At 63.6% G+C, this 20,903-nt stretch carries 14 protein-coding genes; 8 read left to right on the top strand and 6 right to left on the bottom strand.

What is annotated here, in order from left to right; all coding sequences use genetic code 11:
• Positions 1-144: 144 nt before the first annotated feature.
• Genes AC3WOG_RS35055 through AC3WOG_RS35075 form a run of 5 tightly spaced genes read left to right on the top strand, consistent with a single transcriptional unit; the run spans position 145 to position 5,355 of the window.
• Complete coding sequence (locus AC3WOG_RS35055) at positions 145-846, top strand: TetR/AcrR family transcriptional regulator (RefSeq protein WP_492582293.1); 702 nt, start codon at positions 145-147, stop codon at positions 844-846.
• Positions 843-1,802 (top strand): HlyD family secretion protein, encoded by a 960-nt coding sequence (locus AC3WOG_RS35060; RefSeq protein WP_492582294.1) that lies wholly within the window; start codon positions 843-845, stop codon positions 1,800-1,802. Before AC3WOG_RS35055 ends, AC3WOG_RS35060 begins: the two co-directional genes overlap by 4 nt.
• Positions 1,799-2,743, top strand: coding sequence for an ABC transporter ATP-binding protein (locus tag AC3WOG_RS35065; protein WP_492582295.1), 945 nt, complete (start codon positions 1,799-1,801; stop codon positions 2,741-2,743). The genes AC3WOG_RS35060 and AC3WOG_RS35065 overlap by 4 nt, the downstream gene beginning before the upstream one ends.
• Positions 2,740-3,882 carry an ABC transporter permease gene (locus AC3WOG_RS35070; protein ID WP_492582296.1) on the top strand — a complete coding sequence of 381 codons (1,143 nt, stop codon included), beginning with the start codon at positions 2,740-2,742 and terminating at the stop codon, positions 3,880-3,882. The genes AC3WOG_RS35065 and AC3WOG_RS35070 overlap by 4 nt, the downstream gene beginning before the upstream one ends.
• 12 nt (positions 3,883-3,894) lie before the next feature.
• Positions 3,895-5,355 (top strand): efflux transporter outer membrane subunit, encoded by a 1,461-nt coding sequence (locus tag AC3WOG_RS35075; protein ID WP_492582297.1) that lies wholly within the window; start codon positions 3,895-3,897, stop codon positions 5,353-5,355.
• Positions 5,356-5,379: 24 nt separating this feature from the next.
• Here AC3WOG_RS35075 and AC3WOG_RS35080 read toward each other — a convergent pair whose 3' ends face one another.
• The 4 genes from AC3WOG_RS35080 to AC3WOG_RS35095 form a co-directional block, all read right to left on the bottom strand.
• Positions 5,380-6,219 carry an ABC transporter permease gene (locus tag AC3WOG_RS35080; protein WP_492582298.1) on the bottom strand — a complete coding sequence of 280 codons (840 nt, stop codon included), beginning with the start codon at positions 6,217-6,219 and terminating at the stop codon, positions 5,380-5,382.
• A gap of 24 nt (positions 6,220-6,243) precedes the next feature.
• Entirely contained in the window at positions 6,244-7,512 is a 1,269-nt protein-coding gene (locus tag AC3WOG_RS35085; RefSeq protein WP_492582555.1) for an ABC transporter permease, read from the bottom strand.
• 67 nt (positions 7,513-7,579) lie between these two features.
• The gene (locus AC3WOG_RS35090; RefSeq protein WP_492582299.1) at positions 7,580-8,629 is read right to left on the bottom strand and encodes an ABC transporter substrate-binding protein; all 1,050 of its coding nucleotides are present in this window, start codon (positions 8,627-8,629) and stop codon (positions 7,580-7,582) included.
• A 108-nt stretch (positions 8,630-8,737) separates the two neighbouring features.
• Entirely contained in the window at positions 8,738-9,835 is a 1,098-nt protein-coding gene (locus tag AC3WOG_RS35095; protein WP_492582300.1) for an ABC transporter ATP-binding protein, read from the bottom strand.
• A 130-nt stretch (positions 9,836-9,965) separates the two neighbouring features.
• Here AC3WOG_RS35095 and pdxR point away from each other — a divergent pair, with 130 nt between their 5' ends.
• Positions 9,966-11,522, top strand: coding sequence for a MocR-like pyridoxine biosynthesis transcription factor PdxR (pdxR, locus tag AC3WOG_RS35100; protein WP_492582301.1), 1,557 nt, complete (start codon positions 9,966-9,968; stop codon positions 11,520-11,522).
• A 43-nt stretch (positions 11,523-11,565) separates the two neighbouring features.
• Here pdxR and AC3WOG_RS35105 read toward each other — a convergent pair whose 3' ends face one another.
• Together AC3WOG_RS35105 and AC3WOG_RS35110 are read right to left on the bottom strand one after the other, a co-directional pair.
• On the bottom strand, positions 11,566-15,390 hold the full coding sequence (locus tag AC3WOG_RS35105; protein WP_492582302.1) for a DUF748 domain-containing protein: 3,825 nt from the start codon (positions 15,388-15,390) through the stop codon (positions 11,566-11,568).
• A 199-nt stretch (positions 15,391-15,589) separates the two neighbouring features.
• A complete protein-coding gene (locus AC3WOG_RS35110) occupies positions 15,590-17,011 on the bottom strand; it encodes a DUF1254 domain-containing protein (protein ID WP_492582303.1) in 1,422 nt (473 codons plus the stop codon).
• Positions 17,012-17,311: 300 nt separating this feature from the next.
• Between AC3WOG_RS35110 and AC3WOG_RS35115 the strand changes: the two genes are divergently transcribed.
• Positions 17,312-18,001: an FMN-binding negative transcriptional regulator gene (locus AC3WOG_RS35115; RefSeq protein ID WP_492582304.1), complete on the top strand. Its 690-nt coding sequence runs from the start codon at positions 17,312-17,314 to the stop codon at positions 17,999-18,001.
• A 116-nt stretch (positions 18,002-18,117) separates the two neighbouring features.
• Positions 18,118-20,748: a heavy metal translocating P-type ATPase gene (locus AC3WOG_RS35120; RefSeq protein ID WP_492582305.1), complete on the top strand. Its 2,631-nt coding sequence runs from the start codon at positions 18,118-18,120 to the stop codon at positions 20,746-20,748.
• The last annotated feature ends 155 nt before the right edge of the window (positions 20,749-20,903 follow it).

Consider the following 20,903-nt stretch of genomic DNA (forward strand, 5'->3'; position numbering starts at 1 on the left):
CGAAGAGGCGTTTGGCGATTTGCGTGATCCGCACAGCCGCACACCGGACGTGATGCGATTGCCCTGCCCAGGATTCCAGCATCCAGATCACACACGGCAAAACCCGTCCTTGAATTTAACTAACTCATCAATTAGCATGAATCGATGAACCCGAAACGCTCGTCCGCGAAGCCACTCGGTCGCCGCCCGGCTATCGAGGACTTCGATGTGCGCGAACATCTGCTCGACACCGCGACACGACTCTTTTCCGAACGCGGCATCGCGGCCACAACGGTCGCGCAGATCGCCGCCGCGGCGGGTGTCACGTCGGCGCTGGTCCATTACTACTTCACGAATCGCGAAAAGCTGCTCGATGCGGTGGCCGACGAGCGGCTCGCCCGTGCGGCAGAATTCGTCTGGCACCCGGTCGTTGAAGACGCCGCAAGCGATCCCTTCGCGCTGGTTCATGAATTCGTCGCGCGCCTGTTCGATGTGACGGACCGCATGCCCTGGTTGCCGCCGCTCTGGCTGCGGGAGATCGTCAACGAAGGCGGCCTGCTGCGTGAACGAATGATGCAGCGCATCCCGTTCGACAACATCAAGCGCTTCAGCAGCCGTGTTGCACATGCGCAGCAGGACGGCACCGTCAACGCCGAACTGGAAGCCATGTTGCTGTTCAACTCAATTCTGGCGCTCGTGATGCTGCCGCTCGCCACCGCGAAGATCTGGCAAAGCGCGCGGGGCCTGCCCGTCATCGAGCGTGATGCGTTGCGCCGGCATGTGACCGCGTTGCTGATCGGCGGCATGCAACCGCTGCCGCGCCCGGCGCCGCCGAAGCCCCGCGCTGTCTCACGGAGCAAGTCATGAGCCGCCGTTCCCGCGTTTCGGTTTGCCTGCTGTTCGCCGCGGTGGCATTGGCGGGATGCTCGCATCGCGACGACAACGTCTATCAAGGCTATGTCGAAGGTGAGTTCGTCTATCTCGGCTCGTCGCAGTCCGGCAAGCTTACGCACCTGGCGGTCGCACGAGGGCAGACGGTTGACGCGAGCGCGCCGGTATTCACGCTCGAATCCGTAGACGAGCGCGCCGCATTGCAGCAGGCACAACAGCAACTCGCTGCGGCACGCGCACAGCTAGCCGATCTCCAGACCGGCAAGCGGCGTCCCGAAGTGAACGTGACCAAAGCGCAACTCGCGCAGGCCGTCGCCAACGCGCGCAAGGCCGCATTGCAATTGACGCGCGATGAAGCACAGTACCGCGTAGGCGGCGTTCCGAAAGCACAGCTCGACGATTCGCGCGCCAACGCCGACGCCACCGCCGCGCAGGTCCGCGAACTCAGCAACCAGGTGGAGGTCGCTTTGCTCCCCGGCCGTTCGCAGCAAATCGCTGCGCAAAGCGCACAGGTCGACGCCGCGCAGGCGGCCGTCGCACAGGCGCAATGGAAACTCGACCAGAAGCGCGTCAACGCACCGGCGCAAGGACTCGTCTACGACACGCTGTATCGCGTCGGGGAGTGGGTACAGGCGGGCAATCCTATCGTACAGATGCTGCCACCGCAGAACGTGAAAGTTCGCTTCTTCGTACCGGAGACCGTGGTCGGCAAGCTCGCCCCAGGCCGTGCGCTTTCCATTCATTGCGACGGTTGCACCGCCGACGTCCCAGCGAAAATCACGTACATATCGAGCGAGGCCGAATACACACCGCCGGTGATCTACAGCAACGAGAACCGTGCGAAGCTGGTGTTCATGGTCGAAGCCCATCCGTTGGCCGCCGACGCAGTCAAGCTTCATCCCGGCCAACCCGTCGCGGTGAGCCTGCGATGAACCAGACCGCGCCGCAGTATGCGATCGACGTGCACAAGCTCAATAAGCACTTCGGTAACAAACATGTCGTCAACGGCGTGACGTTGCAGGTTGCGCGCGGCGAAATCTTCGGCTTCCTCGGGCCGAACGGCAGCGGCAAGACCACCTCGATCCGTTTGATGTGCGGGCTGCTTACGCCGGACTCTGGCACCGGCACCTGCCTCGGTTACGACATCGTCCGCGAGAGCGCGCAGATCAAGCGCAACGTCGGCTATATGACGCAGCGCTTCTCGTATTGGGACGACCTGACGATCCGCGAGAATCTCGACTTCGTCGCACGCATCTATCAGATGGCAAACCGGCGCGAAGCGGTCGATCGCGCAGTCGAATCGCTCGGACTGCAAAGCCGCGCGAATCAGTTGACCGGCGCGCTATCCGGTGGCTGGAAACAGCGCCTCGCGCTCGCCGCCTGCATGCTGCACGAGCCGCGACTGCTGCTGCTCGACGAACCGACCGCGGGCGTCGACCCGAACGCACGCCGCGAATTCTGGGAAGAGTTGCACCGCCTCGCCGCGCGCGGCATTTCGGTTCTGGTCAGCACACACTACATGGATGAAGCCGAGCGTTGCCACAAGCTGGCGTACATCGCGTACGGCAAGCTGCTGGCGCAAGGCACCTCGAAGGAAGTGATCGAATCGCAGAATCTGGCGACATGGACCATCTACGGTGAGCACCTGAGCAAACTCTCGGAACAGTTGCGCAAAACGCCCGGCGTCGATCAGACCGTCGTATTCGGTTCAGCGCTGCATGTCAGCGGCAGCGACCATGCTGCGCTCGAAGCCGCCGTCAGACACGCGACCGAGGGCACGGCGCTGCGCGCCGAGCGCATCGAAACCGGGCTTGAAGACGTATTCATCTACCTGATGAGCCACTCCACCGACAACTACGGAGCGCAATCGTGAGCACGCGCGTCCTGTTCTCGCTGTCGCGCTGGTGGAGCATCGTGCTCAAAGAGTTTTTGCAATTAAAGCGCGACCGGATCACCTTCGCGATGATCGTCGGCCTGCCGGTCATTCAGCTCACGCTGTTCGGCTTCGCGATCAACACCGACCCGAAGCATCTGCCGACTGCCGTCATCATCGGCGACGAGAGCACGTTCTCGCGCAGCTTCGTCGCGGCGATGAAGAACTCCATGTATTTCGACATCGTCGAAACCTTGCCCAATGAGGAGGCCGGCCGCCGCGCCCTTGCCCAAGGCCGGGTGCAGTTCGTGTTGTCGGTGCCGGTGGATTTTTCGAAACGTCTGCTTCGCGGTGAACGCCCCTCGCTGCTGGTCGAAGCCGATGCGACCGACCCCACCGCGACGAACACCGCGCTCGCTGCGCTCCCGGGCCTTGTGCAACCGGTCGCGGACAAGGACATCACCGGGCCGCTCGCCCATCTGAACGGCACCGCTGCCGCATTCGACGTGCAGGTGCACCGGCTCTACAACCCCGAAGGCATCACCCAATACAACGTGGTGCCGGGCCTGATGGGCGTGATCCTGACGATGACGATGGTGATGATGACCGGCCTCGCGATCACGCGCGAACGCGAGCGCGGCACGATGGAAAACCTGCTCGCCACGCCCGTGCTGCCGATCGAAGTGATGACCGGCAAGATCGTGCCGTACGTGATGATCGGGCTGGTGCAGGCGTCGATCATTCTCACTGCGGCGCGCTACGTATTCGATGTGCCGTTCGCCGGCAGCCTGTTGGCGATCTATCTGGCTGCGCTGCTGTTTATCGCGGCGAATCTGACGGTCGGCATCACGCTTTCGTCGATTGCGCAGAATCAGTTGCAGGCGATGCAACTGACCGTGTTCTATTTTCTGCCGAGTCTGCTGCTATCCGGTTTCATGTTCCCGTTTGCGGGCATGCCACGCTGGGCGCAATTCATCGGCAATCTGCTGCCGCTCACCTATTTCAACAGGCTGGTTCGCGGCATCCTGCTCAAAGGAAACGACTGGGCCGACCTGTGGCCGTCGGTGTGGCCCGTGGCGCTGTTCATGGTCGTCGTGATGGGCATCGCGCTGCGCTTTTACCGGCGCACGCTCGACTAGGAGGACCGGTCGATGAAGCCGCTCGCTTTCTTATCCGTCGTCGCGCTGTGCGGGTGCGCGGTGGGGTCGGATTTTCATACGCCGGCGGCGCCGGACACGCAAACCTACATACACGAAGCGCAACCCGCTGCGACCGTCGCGGCCAGCGGTGTGGCTGGCGCATCGCAGACATTTGTCGCGGCTGAGCATGCAACACCGATGTGGTGGAAGCAGTTTCAATCCGATGCGCTCAACCGTCTCGTCGAGCAGGCCCTGCAACAAAGCCCCACGCTCACGCAAGCCCGGGCGAAGCTGATCGAGGCGCGCGAAAACTACAATGCGCAATTCGGCGCGACCGTATTCCCGGCTGTCGGCGCGACGATATCCGGCGTGCGGCAGCAGGTCGATATCGCGGCGTTCGGCATTCCGAATGTCTCCAATCCGGGGCCGTTTACGCTTTACAACGCGTCGGTGAGCGTGTCATATGCGCTCGATATTTTCGGCGGCAATCGCCGGGCGCTGGAAGCGCTGATGGCGCAAGTCGACTATCAGTCGTTCGAGTTCGAAGCAGCGCGGCTCTCGCTCGCAGGCAATGTGGTTTCGACTGCGGTTCGGCGCGCATCGCTACAGCAACAGATCACGTTGACGCAGCGCCTCGCTGACACCCAGGCGCGACAACTGACGATCACGGAAGGACGGTTCGCGGCAGGCGGTGTCTCGCAACTCGATGTGCGCAGCCAGCGCACGCTGCTCGCGCAGACCCGCGCGTCGTTGCCGCCACTCGCGACACAACTCGCGCAGACCGATCACCAACTCGCGATCCTGCTTGGCATGCCGCCCTCGAAGGCGGACTTCGCCGACCTGACGCTCGATTCACTGCATCTGCCGGACACGTTGCCGCTCACGCTGCCGTCGACGCTCGCGCGCGAACGACCCGACATCCGTGCTTCGGAAGCGTTGTTGCATCAGGCAAGCGCGAATGTCGGCGTGGCGACGGCGAACCTGTATCCGCAGTTTTCCATTTCGGCTGGGATCGGTTCGGAACGCACCAACATCCAGGACATAGTCAGTGGGCTGAACATCTGGAATTTCGGTCTGAATCTCACCCAAGCGATTTTCCGCGGCGGCGAACTACGCGCGAAGAAACGCTCTGCGCAGGCGGCTTACGATGCTGCGCTCGCTGACTATCGGCAGACGGTGCTACAGGCGTTGCAACAGGTTGCGGACACGCTGACGGCACTGCAAAACGACGCCCATGAACTGCAGGCGCGCGATGATGCCGCACAGCAGGCGCAGGCGAGCCTGGATATCGCGCACGCGCAGTATTCGGCGGGTGGTGTCAGCCAGTTCGGCCTGCTCGATACGCAGCGCCAGGTGTTGGAAACCGCGCTCGACCGTACCCGCGCGCAGGCCGACCGGTTCGCCGATACGGCTGCGTTGTTTCAATCGCTGGGTGGCGGGTGGCAGGCTGCGACGACGACTTCAACGCCGTAGCCATCCCGCGCCTCCACAATCACGTTACGCCGCCACCGCCCGCGCCGCATTGCGCCCACGCAGCCATTCCAACGCGAGCAACAGACAGGTGGAAAACACAATCAGAATCGTCGCCAGCGCCGCAATAGTCGGACTGATGTTTTCGCGAATACCGGTAAACATCTGACGCGGCAAGGTCGTCTGATCCGCACCGGCGAGGAATAGCGTCACGACGACTTCGTCAAACGAGGTAGCAAACGCGAACAGCGCACCCGAAATCACCCCCGGCGCGATCACCGGCAACGTGATGCGGAAGAACGTCTTCACCGGATTCGCACCCAGCGACAAACTCGCGCGCACCAGGTTGTAGTTAAAACCTTGCAACGTCGCCGCCACCGTCGTCACGACGAACGGCACACCCAGCGACGCATGCGCGAGAATCAGCCCGATATACGTATTCGCCAATCCAAGCGGCGCAAAAAACAGATACATGCCGACGCCGACCACCACCACCGGCACGATCATCGGCGAAATCAGAATCGCCATCAGCAGCGCCTTGCCGCGGAAGTTCGCTTTGGTCAGGCCGATTGCCGCCAGCGTGCCGAGTACAGTCGCCACGACAGTCGCCGACGGCGCCACGATGAAACTGTTCTTAGCCGCCATACGCCATTCACTAGACCCAATCAGATTCTCATACCAGCGCAGCGACCAGCCCGGAATCGGATACACGAGAAACGTGCTCGACGAAAACGACAACGGGACGATCGCCAGTACCGGCAGGATCAGATACAGCAGCGTGAGCACGGCAAGCGCGCGCAACGCGAAGTACCACACGCGTTCAATCAGGGACGTATGCGGCGCAAACAAGGGCTTGGCAAGTTTCATCGCGGGTAAGCTCCGTTCAGGCGATCAGCCGAGGCTCAGGGACGAACGCGTAAAGCGTCCGTAGATGACATACAGCACGAGCGTCGCGGCGAGCAGCAAGCCGCCGAGCGCACACGCCATGCCCCAGTTGATCGTCACGTTGGTGAAGTACGCGACGTAGTAGCTGACCATCTGATCATTCGGTCCGCCGAGCAGCGCGGGCGTGATGTAGTAGCCGATCGCCAGAATGAACACCAGCAACGCGCCGGCGCCGATGCCCGGATAGGTCTGCGGCACATACACGCGCCAGAACGCGGCGAACGGGTGGCTGCCGAGCGAGATCGCGGCGCGCTGGTAGGTCGGCGGGATCGACTTCATCACGCTGTACAGCGGCAGGATCATGAACGGCAACAAGATATGCGTCATCGAGATGTAGACGCCGGTGCGATTGAACAGCAGCGACAGCGGATCATGCAGCAGCCCACTGCCGATCAGCGCCTTGTTCACCAGTCCCTCGCTTTGCAGAATCACGATCCATGCCGCGACGCGCACGAGGATCGAGGTCCAGAACGGAATCAGCACGAGAATCATCACCAGATTCGCGCGACGGTCGGAGAGCGTGGAGATCCAATACGCAAGCGGGTAACCGAGCAGCAGCGCGAAAATTGTGACGGCCGCGCCGATCACAAAGGTGCGGCTGAACACGGCGAGATAGATCTGTTGGTCGGGATCGGTCGGAATAATGTGACCGAACGCGTCCTGCTTATGGTCTAACGAAGCCAGCAGATAAAACGGCGAGTACGCGCCTGAGTTCTTCGCGATAGCCTGCCAGTAAGCGACGTCGTTCCAGCGTTCGTCGAGTTCGACGAACTTCGCGTGAACCTGGGCCGGCGTGAGCGTCAACGGCTTGCTGTTGTCGTCGGCGAACGGCATGGCGCGGGCCGATTTTGCGACAAGCGAGCGATAGCCCGGAATCTCGACGTTCAGGCGCCGTGCGAGCGCACCCATACCGTCGCTGTCCGCGATCGCGGTGAGGTCTACGGCCAATGCGGCGTAGGCGGCGTCGGGAGGCGGCGTTTTGCGATCCCAGCCACTCAATGTGCTCAGCGTATGCGGCAATGCGTTGACCACTTCCGGATTCTGCGCGGCGCGCGTCAACAGCGCGCCGATCGGCACGACAAAAATCAGCAGCAGGAAAATTGCGAGCGGCGCGATCAGCAGCAGCGCCATTGCGCGCTTTTTAGCTTCGGCGGCCTTCAGTTCGCGCTTGAGTCTGCCGCTCGACTCAGGCGTCGTATCGGCGGCGATCGTCATCGTAGTCACACCCGTCCCCTCTGTCGATAAGGCGCGGCTTGATTAAGCAAGCCGCGCCTTCACCTAATTACTTCGAAGCCCACGACGAAAAACGCTGCTCCAGCTCATCGCCATGGTCGGTCCAGAACGCGAGGTTCTGCAGCACCGCGTTCTTGCCGTTGGCCGGCGAGTTCGGCAGATTGGCGAGCGTCTTCGCATCGAGCGCCTTGATCGCCGTCACGTTCACCGGACCGTACGCGATGTGGTGCGCGTAGTCCTGCTGCGGCTTCGCCGAAATCGAATAGGCGATGTACTTTTCCGCTAGCGCCTTGTTCGGCGTGCCCTTCGGAATCCCCCAGTAGTCGAGGTCGTAAATACTGCCGTTCCACACCACCTTGAGGTTCTTGCCTTCCTTCTGCGCGGCGTCGATGCGGCCGTTGTACGCGGTAGACATCACCACGTCACCCGCCACGAGGAACTGCGGCGGCTGCGCGCCCGCTTCCCACCACTGGATATTCGGCTTCAGTTCGTCGAGTTTCTTGAATGCGCGGTCCTGGCCTTCCTTGGTGGCGAGCACCTTATAGACATCCTTCGGCGCAACGCCGTCGGCCATCAGCGCGAATTCGAGGTTGTAGCGCGCGCCCTTGCGCATTGCGCGCTTGCCCGGGAATTTCTTCACGTCCCAGAAGTCAGCCCAGCCGGTCGGCGCGGTTTTCAGCTTGTCGGCGTTATAAGCGAGTGCCGTCGACCACACGAAGAACCCCACGCCGCAGGTTTGCGGCGCTTCCGGAATCAGATCCGACTTCTTGCCGATCTTCGACCAGTCGAGCTTCTCGTACAACCCTTCATCACAGCCACGGCCGATGTCGCCGGATTCGACTTCCACCACGTCCCAGTTCACGTGCTTCGCTTCGACCATCGCTTTCACTTTGGCCTGCTCACCGTTGTATTCGACGGCGGTCACCTTATTGCCGGTTTGCGATTCGAACGGCTGGTTGAATGCGACCTTTTGCGCGTCGCCATTCGCGCCGCCGAAATTGACGACCGTCAGTTCTGCTGCATTGGCCTGCGCGGCGCCCAGCGCGAGCGCCACAGCACCGACAGCGATGGCGCAGCGCGATTTCCCGATCTTGCTCATGGTGTGTTGCTCTCCTTTGGTGGTGTACTTTCAGCTAAATACAGTGCGACTTTTTTTGTGCTGCTTATGCGACCTGCCTGCGTTGAACTACCCACGCGTCAAACGCGTTCACGCCCCTGCGAACACCCGCAGATGCTCTGGCGCGAACTCCAGCGCGACCGGTGCGCCGGGCGCGAAGGTATCGAGCAATTCCGTGCCGAGCGGCACCTTGACGAAGCACTCGTCCTGTTCCGGCAGACCACAACGCATGCGCACGTGGTCGCCGAAATAGATCAACCCGCGCGCCTCGCCGCTTAGCGCGTTGGCGCCGGGCCGCGACACGCCGTTCGCGAGCTTCATGCGCTCGGGCCGGATACAGGCAACCGCCGCCGTACCCGCCCGCGCGCCACCGATATTGCGGCCCGTGAGCCGCGTGCCGTCAATCAGATGAAACTCGCAGTACTCGCCGTCGACGTTCGCGATCGTGCCGCGCAGCTTGTTGCTGTCGCCGATGAAGTTCGCGACGAACTCGTTGCACGGCGACTCGTACAGACGGTCCACGGTGTCGAGTTGCTGCACGATGCCTTTGTCGAACACGGCGACGCGATCGGACATGGTCAACGCCTCGCCCTGATCGTGCGTGACGTACACGAATGTGACGCCGAGCTTCTCGTGCAATGATTTAAGTTCGTACTGCATGTGTTCGCGCAACTGTTTGTCCAGTGCGCCGAGCGGCTCGTCCATCAGCACGAGCTTCGGTTCGAACACGAGCGCCCGCGCCAGCGCAATACGTTGCTGCTGACCGCCGGAAAGCTGCGCCGGATAACGCTTTGCGAAGCTCTCCATGCGCACCATCTTCAGCGCGTTATCGACACGATGCGCCCGTTCTTCGGCCGAAAGTTTGCGTACGGTAAGCGGATACGCGACGTTCTGTTCGACCGTCAAATGCGGAAACAGCGCGTAGTTCTGAAACACCATGCCGATGTTGCGCTTATGCGGCGGCACGGTATTGAGCAACGTGCCGTCCAGCCAGATTTCGCCGCCGGTGGGGAATTCGAAACCCGCCAGCATCATCAGACAAGTGGTTTTGCCGGAGCCTGACGGCCCGAGCAACGTCAGGAATTCGCCCTGATAGATATCCAGATCGAGCTGTTTGACGACCAGCGTTTCGCCGTCATATGTCTTGCGCACACCCCGAAAGCTGACGATCACGTCATCGGTTTTCATCGCACTAGTCTCCTCTGCGTTCCGGCTGGCTCCCTCTTCAAAACAGAGGGATTGCAACAATTGCGTGGCTCACTATAGTCCCTTACGGTTCTACAATATGGAACCATTTCATTATTCCGGATAGAACCACTTGGACACCGTGATCTTGTCGGATTGGCTTGCCGCGCGGCTCGACCGCACGGCCGCCGAACCGGTCTACAGGCAAACGCTGCGGCTGATGCAGCAAGCCATCCTGACCGGCCAACTGCCGCCCGGCACCAAACTGCCGAGCTCGCGCACGCTCGCCGCGGACCTCGGCATCGCACGCAATACGGTACTGCACGTCTACGACCAGTTGACGGCCGAAGGCTACGTGATCTCGACCACCGGCAGCGGTACCTATGTCGCCGATACGCGGCCGGACAGCGCCGCGGTAAATGCGCGCAAGAAGCCGGTGGCGAGTGTCGACCTGGAGGGCAATCCAGCGGCAGCGGCGTCGGCCGCGGCTGCGAAGCCGCCGAAACGCGAGCTCGACGACCTCTCGACCCGCGGACGAAGGCTGATCGATCAGGCCGGCGTGTCAGCCAAACAATGGGGCGCTTTCATGCCGGGTGTACCCGACGTCTCCGAATTCCCGGCGCGCACGTGGAGCCGCTTGCAGGCAAGGTTGTGGAAGGAAGCCAATCCCGATCTGCTGACCTATGCGCCCGGCGGCGGCTACCGGCCGCTGCGGCGCGCGCTGTCGGATTACCTGCGGGTCGCGCGCTCGGTGAATTGCACGCCGGACCAGATCATCATCACGACGGGCATTCATCAGTCGATCGATCTGGCGGTGCGTTTGCTGACCGATGTCGGCGATCGCGCCTGGGTCGAAGAGCCGTGCTATTGGGGCGCGCGCAGCGTGCTGCAATCGTCGGGGATTACGCTAGTACCCGTGCCGGTCGACGACGAAGGGCTCAATCCGCGCGAGCAGGATCTGCAGCAGCCGCCGCGTTTGGCGCTGGTCACGCCGTCGCATCAGTATCCGCTCGGCATGGTGATGAGTCTCGCGCGCCGCCGCACGCTGCTCGAATACGCGCGCCAGCACAACGTGTGGATCATCGAAGACGACTACGACAGCGAGTTCCGCTACGGCAGCCGTCCGCTAGCGTCGCTGCAAGGACTCGATGACGCCGGCCAGGTGATCTACGTCGGCAGTCTGGGGAAGATGCTGTTTCCAGGTTTGCGGATCGGCTACATGATCGCGCCGGAGCATCTGGTGGATACGTTTCGCACGGGCGTTGCCGAGTTGTATCGCGAGGGGCAGTTGATGCAGCAGGCGGTGATGACCGATTTCATCATGGACGGCCATCTCACGTCGCACGTGCGGCGCATGCGAGCGCTGTACGGCGAGCGGCGGCAGATTCTGATCGATGCGATCACCGCGCGTTTCGGCGACGAATTGCCGGTAATGGGCGACGAGGCCGGTTTGCACCTGGTGCTCGGCTTGCCCGATCATGCGAACGATCGCGCGGTAACGGCGGCCGCTTATGATGCCGGCGTGATCGTGCGGCCGCTCGCGAGTTACTACAGCAGCGAAACGCCCGCACGGCGCGGGTTGCTGCTGGGTTACGCGTGTGTGGCGAATGAAAAGATCGGCCCGGCATTCGACACGCTCGCTCGTGTGATCGAGCAGACGGCGTTGAAAGCGCCAACGCGCGCCGCTTGACCGCACGCCTTTGCAATAGCATAGGCGTGCGGTCCACAACGCATCACTTCAAGCCGAAGTCCACCCGCGTCGTCGCGCCCTTGTCCTTGATACCTTCAGCATTCAGTTTCGGCGCGACGACAAACACGCGGCTGCTGTCGATCTTGCCTTCGAAATACTGCTGCACGCTTTGCGCCCGTTCTTGCGCAAGATTACGCAGGCTAGCATCGTCGATCGGTGCGTTGGCGGCCAGCGCGCTCTTCATTTCGTCGTCGGGCAGGCTCTTGGTCAAGCCGACAAAGTTGCGCGGCTTCTTGAAGTCGGCCGCCTTGTAGGCCCTGGTCAGGTACTTGTCGTATTCCTTCGGATCGACGGTGACGGTCGACAAATCCACGCTCTCGCCATTGCCCACCACGTCCTTGATCTTCTGCTGCTTGACCACCCGCTCGACATAACGGTCACGCAAGCCTGGTTCGTCGACAGCAGGATCGACGCGGCCGATCAGGTCGATACGAATCGAGGTCTTGTCGGCCAGGGCCTTCACGATCGTATCGAGTTTTTTTTCACCGGCGTCGGAGAGTTTCGCCGAACCCGGATCGAACTCGACATAGCCCAATTCCTCGCCGCCACCACCGCCGAATGCGTTGGCGATCAGCGAGAACGGCGCGGTTACGGCCTTTTGCAACAGATTCAGCACCGCATGCCAGATCAGCCCGCCGATGCTGAACTCAGGATTCGACAACGAGCCCGACACCGGCAGATTCACGTCGATTTCGCCGCGCGAGTTTTTCAGCAGCGAGATTGCGAGACGCACCGGCAACTTGGTCGCCGTATCGTTCTCGACGTGATCGCCGAACGTCAGTTGATCGATGAACAGGTGGTTGTTCGCGTTCAACTGATCGTTGTCGAGCTTGTAGTGCAGATCGACGTTCAGCTTGCCCTTGGTAATCGGATACCCGGCGTATTTCGCCGAATACGGCGTGAGGTTGGTTAGCTCGATATCGTGGGCGGTGGCAGTCAGATCGAGCGCCGGTTTGGCGATCAGCGGATTGACCGTGCCGCGAATCGACAGCGGGCCGTTGGCCGCCAGCTTTGCGGCGATGTCGACGGGCGCCGCCGTGGTCGATTGCGTGCCGAACGCGCCGACCGTGCCTTGAATCGCGACCAGGTTCGCGGTGAAGTTCGGTTTGACGAAGTTGTCGGTGTAGGTCACGCGGCCCTGTTGCAGCACCAGTTGGCCGAAATGCAGCTTGACGGGGTTCTGCGGCGGCGTGGCGGCGGTCACGGTGGCCGGTGTAGCCGCCGATGCCGGCACCGGCGCGGACGCTACCTCGGGCGCCGATGCGGCTTGCGGCGTCAACGGCACCGGCTCGGCAGCGCTCTTGTCGCGCGTCAGCGACTGTGCCGCGCCGCTTTCGTGCGCGACTACGTCGCTCAGGTTGAGCTTGCCTTGCGCGTTGAGCAGCACGCGGCCATAGAACTTCGTGAGGGTCACGCGCCCCGCGTCGACAACGGTGCCGCGATCGTCGTAGTCGGCTTTCAGGTTGGTCAGCGCGAGCGAACCCCAGCCGGCGAACGGGTCCGACGTGGCCTTGTCGAGCATCCGCACGTCGACCAGCGCCATATCGCCGCGGTACGTCGCTTTCAGCGCCTTCGCCTGGGTCAGCGCAAGGTCGCCGTTCGCGTTGAGCAACGCGCTCGCGATCAACGCGTTCAGCTTGCTGCCGAAGTACGGTTCGAACGCCGCCGCGTCGAGCCGGTTCGCGTTCACCTTCAACGCGAGTTTGAGCGGCGTCGCCGTGACATTGCCGGTCACGCCGAGCGTGCCGTTCCTGTTCAGCGTCGCTTGCAGATCGATCGGCAGCGGGCGGCTCAGGTCATCGCTGATCTGCTGCACTTTGAGTTGCAGCGGCGTGACGCTCAGCTTGACCGGTTGCGGCGTGGTGTTGTCCGTGAAATTGGCGGTCGCGTCTTTCAGGTTGAGCTCGCCGATCTTGTAGTGCCACGCGGGCCCTTGCTCCTCTGCCTTCTTCACCGCGTGAATCGCCGTGCGTTGCTGCTCGGATTGATGCGGGCCGGCAAGCGCGGCGAGGTCGATGCTGCCGTCCTTCAGACGCTGCGCATTGACCACCAGGCCGGTCGTGTCGACGCCGGTGATATCGGCGCTGCGGCCCGCCACGTCGACCTGCTTGACCGTCACGCGGCCTTGCGCGAGCGAGACGACCGGTTCCTTGCTGCCACGCGCCGCGAGTTTCAGCGATTGCAGATCCAGTTGCGTATCGGAGACCATCACCGCCGCCGGCGACTTCGACCAGTTCGCGCCGATGTCCGCCGTCGCGGACAGCGCGCCGTCGACAACTTGCGCCGCGGTCGCGGTGTCGAGATACGGTTGCAGCAGCGGCAACGGCAGCGACTTCAGGTCGAGCTTCGCGCTGGCAGTCTTCGCGACGAGGCCGAACGCGCCCGCCGCGCCGAGCGAACCGGCGGCGTCCTTGAAGGCGGTGTTCACCGTGTAATGCGCGGGCGCCGCGGCGAGCGTCGAGAAATCCGTCAACGTAACGGCCAGTTTTTGCAGGCCGAGGTCGACCGGTCGCGAGGCCGCTTCGTCGTGCACATTCACCGTGCCGTCGTTGAGCACAAAGCGTTTGATCGACAGGTCCAAAGGCGGTGCGGCTTTTTCCGTAGCGGCTGCGCCGGATGCCGCAACCGGCGCGCTCGCCGGATTCTTCGCCGTGGCGGGCGCGGATGCGGAAGCAGCCGCAGGTGCGGAAGCAGCCGCAGGTGCGGAAGCAGCCGCAGGTGCGGAAGCCTCAGCAGCCGGTGCAGATGCGAACATCCGCTCGACACTCAGCACACCCGCCTTATCACGCGCAAGATTGGCGCTAGGCGCGTCGATGCGGATATCGTCGAAGTGATACACGCTCTTTAACGGCTCGAGCGTCGCAGCGGCCACATGCAGCGCACGCGCCGCGAAGAACGGCGCCTTGCTCTGATCCCTCACATCCACATCGCTCATATCGACCGTGCCCGCCACGCGCAGTGACGGCTCGTCGTTGGAGACCACGAAGTTGAGCTTGAGATCGGTGGACAGCTTGCCGCTCTGCACGATCACCGGCAACCTGGTCGGCAGGTAGGAGATGAGGCGCGGCACATCGAGCCCGTCAAAGCGCAGCGACACTTCCGATTCGCGCGATGCCGCAAACGGCTTGGTCTTGCCGTCGATGGCGAGCGGACTGCCGTCGATCCGCGCACGCAGCAGCGGCTCGACAAAGATATTGGTTTTCGAAGGCAGCGTTGCGATGAACGGAATGCCGAGCTTCCATTGATCGATCACGTGGGTGGCGCCGAGCAGCTTGTCGTCGAAAGTAATCTGGCCGTTTTCGAGCCGGATGTTCGACACGGAGAAGAGCGTCGGCTTGCTGGCGGGCTGGGACGGCTGGCTCGCGAACTTCTCGATCAGATCGGTGAAATTGAAGCGCTGCGCATCGTAGCGAACGATATGAAAGCGCGGCGAATCGAGCTGCACTTCGTCGATGATCGGTGCCGCGCGAAACAGCGAACTCCACGACGGCCGCACGATGAGCCGCGAGATATCGACGAAATCGCCCGCGCCGCCACGCTCGCCGATATGCACGCTATCGGCTTCGAGCTTGAGCGTGTACGGATTGAGCGCGATGCGCCCGATCGTTGCAGGCCGGTCGAGTTGCTTGCTGAGTTGCTGTTCGGCGATGTGGCGAATCAGCGGCGGCGCCGCAAAAAAGCCTAGCAGGCCAAACACGACGAGGAAGATCAGCAGACCGGTAATGACACGCCGGATACGGCGTGACTGCGCGACGTCGCGCACGGCCTGCATGGAAGATGCCAGTGTTGCTTTATCGAGGCTTGCCATGCTCGGTCTTGGGTAATGCGGCGGCAAGCCCGCCGCGAAAACGAAAATCCCGCAAGCGGCAGTATAAGTCGTGAATCTTGCGTGGGATAGAAATGTAAGCCGTGACTTACACAATCATCCGCGATACGGCATCGCGTGCCCGCTGCGCCAGGCAACGGACACGCGCGTGCTTATGCATCGCTCATGGATGGCCGTCATATCACTGCCGTACAACGGCCGGCGGTTGCCAGCTGCCGTCGGTGGCTTGCGGCTTCGGTGCGTACAGACGCAGCACCAGTTGCAGATCGGCGCGCGGCGCCGGCAGCCAGTTGCCGCTCTTGCCGCGCGCCGACGACACCGTCACGTCGAGCGAGCCGTCGCGATTGCGGCGCGCGCCATTGCGATCGCCGACGGCCAGACGCGCCGGTGCGCTTTCGCCGAGCGCGCCGTCTTTGGTATAGGCGGTGATCGACCAGAAGCCGCGCGCTGGCGGCAACTGGTTCGGCGCGAAGTGGATCACGTAGCGGTTCCCGCCGTTGAGCGTACGACCGTCGCTATCCTGCGTGACGACAGCGCGCACTTCGTCGTCTCTCGTGCCGATGCCCGGTTGCGCATAGGCGGCGTAAGCGCGCATCGAATAGTCGGGACCGTAGTTGCCCACGCCGTCGCCGAACCAGCTCCAGCCGTTGCCGGTCAGCACATTGGAAGGCGGCGTGACGACGCGCTCGTGGCCGTCGGTGAGACCCGTGGCGATCGCCTCGGTGGCGCTCGGCAGCGTCACCGACTCGCCGGGCTTCACGCCAAGGTCGGAGAGGATTTTCAATGCATGCGGATCGGCCGGTGTCGGCGGATTGTCCGGCAACGCCTGTGCAAGCCGGCTGAAGAAACCGTTCGCGTCGAGCCCGGCAACCTGCGCGGCCGGCGTACCGGACGCTGCCGCGGCGGCGGCATCGGCAGCGTTGCTGCGCGGCGGCGTAATCGACGCCGAGCGCGTGTCGCCGGCATAGACGCTCAGCGGCGCCACGCGGATCGCGCGTTGCAGCTTGCGCACCGCCGTCAGGTCGCGCGTGCCGTTCGACTGAATGCGCACGCTCACCCATGCGTTGCGGGTCGGCACATCGATGCGCGTGACACCCCTGGGCAGATCGCCCTGCCAGCCCGGACCGACGAACGCAATCGTTTGCGCCTTGATGCCCGCTGCGCGCGTGGCGAATTGCGTTCCGGTCGACCAGACCACGTTGGTCCACATATCGAGCACGCGGGCGTCGACGTAGCGGCCGTGCGAATCGGGCAACGAGACGATCACCGGCTCGGCGCCGACGTCCAGCCAGCCGGTCGAATCGAGCGTGTCGAGGCCTGGCTGCGGCGGATTGGCGCTGCCGACCGGCGGCAAGGCCTGTGCATGACGCAGCGTATTGATCGGCGCCTGGCCCGGATCGGTGCCGACCGCCGCATCGCGCGCGACGCCCATCAGCACCAGCGGATAGCCGAATACGTACGAATCGGCGACTTCGTCCTTGATCCAGCCGGTCGTTTTTTGCGTGGCGGACGGTGTCGACGCGCAACCGGCCAGAAATGCGAGGCCTGCGAGCGATGCGCAGGTCCAGTGAAGCGAAAACAGTTCTCGGCGATTTTTTATCATTCGTTCAGGTGGCGGAACGCGCGGTCCAGGGGATACGTCGGTGTGCAGCGGAACCTGCTTGCGTGGCCTCCCCAAGCCAAGCGCGGACAGTCTGGGGTCGCCATGCCGGCAACATCGGGTTGTATCGTATCCTTACTTACCAGGCAAGCGCAAAGGCAAGAATTGAGCTTTGTAATAAGCGAAGCGCGCGGGGTTCATTTGCGGTACGGCTGACCGTTTTTACGACGCGTCGCTTACGCTCTCCTTTGGCCGGCCGCCGTTCTCGACCATTCGCCGCCCTTTTTGCATCCGGAGCGTTTCATGTATATGCCTGCCCATTTTGAAGAGAACCGTCCAGAGGTTCTCCATCGCCTGATCGCCGACCGGCCGTTCGGCACGCTGATTACAAATGGGCCGAACGGGCTCGATGCGAACCATCTGCCTTTCGACGCGCAGCTAGTCCCTGTAGGGAACATCAGGGAAGCAGCCCCCGCTGGAACCGAAGGGGCCGCGCGCGCTCACTGCATCCTCCGCGCCCACGTCGCCCGTGCGAACCCGGTCTGGCAGGAAGTCGCCGCCAACCCGGAAGCGCTCGTGATCTTCCAGGGCCCCGCCGCCTATATCTCGCCGAACTGGTATCCGAGCAAGCACGAAGCGCATCGTCAGGTGCCGACTTACAACTATATGGTCGTGCACGCGCACGGCCGGATCGTCGTGCGCGACGACGAAGCTTTCGTGCGCGGCCTGGTGGCGCGGCTCACACGCAAGATGGAAGCTGGCGAAGCGGTGCCATGGAAAATGGGTGACGCGCCGGCCGACTATTTGTCCCAGATGCTGGGCGCGATTGTCGGCCTCGAGATCGAGGTGACGCGGCTGGTCGGCAAATGGAAGCTCGGCCAGAACAAGGACGCCGCCGACCGGCGCGGTGCCGCCGAAACCTTGCTGGCGCGCGCGAGCGACGAACAGCAGGCGGTCGGCCAGGCCATGCTGGATGCGCCGCCGGCGTTCTGATCGAGCGCGTTCGGCCGCCTTCCCGAGCCATAAAAAACGCCCTTGACATTCCCATCATGGGAAGGTCGATACTCGGTTCATGATGCGGCCCGATGCCGCCACGAGCCTTGCCTACCATGACCGAACTTGCCACTCCCCAGCGTCCCGCGGACGCGCCCGCCAAAACCGCCGAACTCGACATCGGCGGGATGACCTGCGCGTCCTGCGCGATGCGCGTCGAAAAGGCGTTGGCCAAAGTGCCGGGCGTCACGCGCGCGTCGGTGAATCTCGCGACCGAAAAAGCCAGCATCGACAGCGACGCGACCGTCGCTACGGAAACGCTCGTCAACGCCGTACGCAAAGCGGGCTATGAAGCCACCCCCGCCGCAAGCGTGCAAGCCGCCACAGCGGCACAAGCGCCGCAGGCCACGGAACTGGCGATCGGCGGCATGACTTGCGCATCGTGCGCGATGCGGGTGGAGAAGGCGCTGGCGAAGGTGCCGGGCGTCGCGGGCGTGTCAGTGAATCTGGCGACCGAAACCGCAACCGTCAATCTCAGCGAGGCAGGTTCCAGCCCGGATGCGCTGATCGAAGCCGTCAAGAAAGCGGGCTACGAGGCGACGTTGATCGCCCCGCGAGACGCGCCGCCGGCCGCCGGCAGCGCCGCCATCGCCGACAGCAAGCGCGACAAGACGCGTCGCGAACTCCATGCCGTGCTCGCCTCCGCCGTGCTGACGCTGCCGCTCGTCCTGCCGATGGTCGGCGAGTGGTTCGGGCTTCACGCGATGCTTTCGCCGTGGCTGCAACTTGCGCTCGCATCCATCGTGCAATTCGTCTTCGGCGCGCGTTTCTATCGGGCGGCCTATCGTGCCGTGCGGGCCGGCGCCGGGAACATGGACTTGCTGGTGGCGCTCGGCACGTCGGCGGCTTATGGGATCAGCGTCTACCAACTGGCAAGCCATCCGGGCGACGTGATGCATCTGTATTTCGAAGCGTCGGCGGTGGTGATCACGCTGGTGCGCTTCGGCAAATGGCTCGAAGCGCGCGCCAAGCGCCAGACCACCGATGCGATCCGTGCGCTCAACGCGCTGCGCCCGGACCGCGCGCGGATTCGCCTCGGCGCGGACGAACGCGAGGTGCCGCTCGCGCAAGTGCGGGTGGGCACGGTGGTAATCGTGCGGCCGGGCGAGCGCGTGCCGGTCGACGGCGCGATGCTGGAAGGCCGCACGCATATCGACGAATCGCTGATTACCGGCGAAAGCCTGCCGGTGCCGAAGCAGGTGGCCGATCCGGTCACCGCCGGTTCGATCAACGGCGAAGGCGCGATCGCGGTGACAACCACCGCGATCGGCGCGGAAACGACGCTGGCGCGGATCATCCGCCTCGTTGAAAGCGCGCAGGCCGAAAAGGCGCCGATTCAGCGGCTGGTCGACCGGGTCAGCGAGATCTTCGTGCCGGCGATTCTGGCGATCGCGGCGCTGACGCTGGTGGGCTGGCTGAGCGCCGGCGCGGGCGGCGAAACCGCGATCCTGAACGCAGTCGCGGTGCTGGTGATCGCCTGCCCTTGCGCGCTCGGACTGGCGACACCGGCGGCAATCATGGCCGGCACCGGCGTCGCCGCGCGGCATGGCGTGCTGATCAAGGACGCCGAGGCGCTGGAAACCGCGCATCGGGTGAATGTTGTCGCGTTCGATAAAACCGGCACGCTGACGATCGGGCAACCGTCGGTAACGGCGTTCGAACCGATCGGCGGCATCGGTCGCGATGAGGCGCTGGCACTCGCCGCGGCGGTGCAGCGGCATAGCGATCATCCGTTGGCGCGGGCGGTGGTGAAGGCTGATGAAGAGGCGCGAGCAAGCGATTTGCCGGCGGAGATCGCAGTTGAAGCGACATCAGCGAATGACGGCGCCGCGGCGCGGAGCGATAGCCCGCTCGGTGGCGCCGGGTTCGCTGCGGTAGCGGCATCCCCTGTGTCGATGGCTGAGGCAGTCACCGCCACCGCCGCGCGCGCCGTGCCTGGCCGCGGCGTGGAAGCCGATATTCAAGGCCATACCCTGGCGCTCGGCAGCACACGCTGGCTCAACGAACTGGGCATCCAGTTACCGTCGCGACTCACCGAGCGCGCGCAAGAACTCGAAGCCGCGGGCAACACCGTCTCCTGGCTGATGCAGCGCGATCCGCAAGCACCCGCCGCGCTCGCGCTGATCGCCTTCGGCGACACCGTCAAGCCGACCGCGCGCGCCGCGATCGAGCGGCTCGCGCGGATGGGTGTCAAAAGCGTGCTGGTCACCGGCGACAACCATGGCAGCGCGGCGAGCGTCGCCAAGGCGCTCGGCATCGACGAATTCCACGCCGAAGTGCTGCCGGAGGACAAGGCCCGCGTGATCCGCGATCTGAAATTCCGCAGCGCCGGCATCGTCGCGATGGCCGGCGACGGCATCAACGACGCCCCCGCGCTCGCCGCCGCCGACATCGGCATCGCGATGGCCACGGGCACCGACGTCGCGATGCACGCGGCCGGCATCACGCTGATGCGTGGCGATCCGGCGCTGGTGGCCGACGCCATCGACATCTCGCGCAGGACCTGGCGCAAGATCCAGCAGAACCTGTTCTGGGCGTTCGTCTATAACCTGATCGGCATTCCGCTTGCCGCCTTCGGGCTGTTGAATCCGATGCTGGCCGGCGCGGCGATGGCGTTTTCGAGCGTCAGCGTCGTCACCAACGCGCTGCTGCTGCGCACCTGGCACGGCGCGCCGGGGCGCCGCTGATCGCCGGAGCACGTTGGCCGCGTCGTCGTCCGCGTTGTGATCCTTGCGGTCCATTACACGGTGCTTTCAATAAACTAAAGAAAACCGGCCCCGCGGTCGTAAACAGGACATCGATGCCGGCCATGCCTACGCGTGGCCAGCGCATCACCCTTCCT

Source organism: Paraburkholderia sp. FW306-02-B, from assembly GCF_058782725.1.

Bases quoted from the DNA above. Each gene is read 5' to 3' on its own strand.
- AC3WOG_RS35085 (WP_492582555.1), bottom strand. From the start codon at position 7,512: ATGACGATCGCCGCCGATACGACGCCTGAGTCGAGCGGCAGACTCAAG.
- AC3WOG_RS35075 (WP_492582297.1), top strand. From the start codon at position 3,895: ATGAAGCCGCTCGCTTTCTTATCCGTCGTCGCGCTGTGCGGGTGCGCG.
- AC3WOG_RS35115 (WP_492582304.1), top strand. From the start codon at position 17,312: ATGTATATGCCTGCCCATTTTGAAGAGAACCGTCCAGAGGTTCTCCAT.
- AC3WOG_RS35065 (WP_492582295.1), top strand. From the start codon at position 1,799: ATGAACCAGACCGCGCCGCAGTATGCGATCGACGTGCACAAGCTCAAT.
- AC3WOG_RS35095 (WP_492582300.1), bottom strand. From the start codon at position 9,835: ATGAAAACCGATGACGTGATCGTCAGCTTTCGGGGTGTGCGCAAGACA.
- AC3WOG_RS35080 (WP_492582298.1), bottom strand. From the start codon at position 6,219: ATGAAACTTGCCAAGCCCTTGTTTGCGCCGCATACGTCCCTGATTGAA.
- AC3WOG_RS35120 (WP_492582305.1), top strand. From the start codon at position 18,118: ATGACCGAACTTGCCACTCCCCAGCGTCCCGCGGACGCGCCCGCCAAA.
- AC3WOG_RS35090 (WP_492582299.1), bottom strand. From the start codon at position 8,629: ATGAGCAAGATCGGGAAATCGCGCTGCGCCATCGCTGTCGGTGCTGTG.
- AC3WOG_RS35110 (WP_492582303.1), bottom strand. From the start codon at position 17,011: ATGATAAAAAATCGCCGAGAACTGTTTTCGCTTCACTGGACCTGCGCA.
- AC3WOG_RS35060 (WP_492582294.1), top strand. From the start codon at position 843: ATGAGCCGCCGTTCCCGCGTTTCGGTTTGCCTGCTGTTCGCCGCGGTG.
- AC3WOG_RS35105 (WP_492582302.1), bottom strand. From the start codon at position 15,390: ATGGCAAGCCTCGATAAAGCAACACTGGCATCTTCCATGCAGGCCGTG.
- AC3WOG_RS35055 (WP_492582293.1), top strand. From the start codon at position 145: ATGAACCCGAAACGCTCGTCCGCGAAGCCACTCGGTCGCCGCCCGGCT.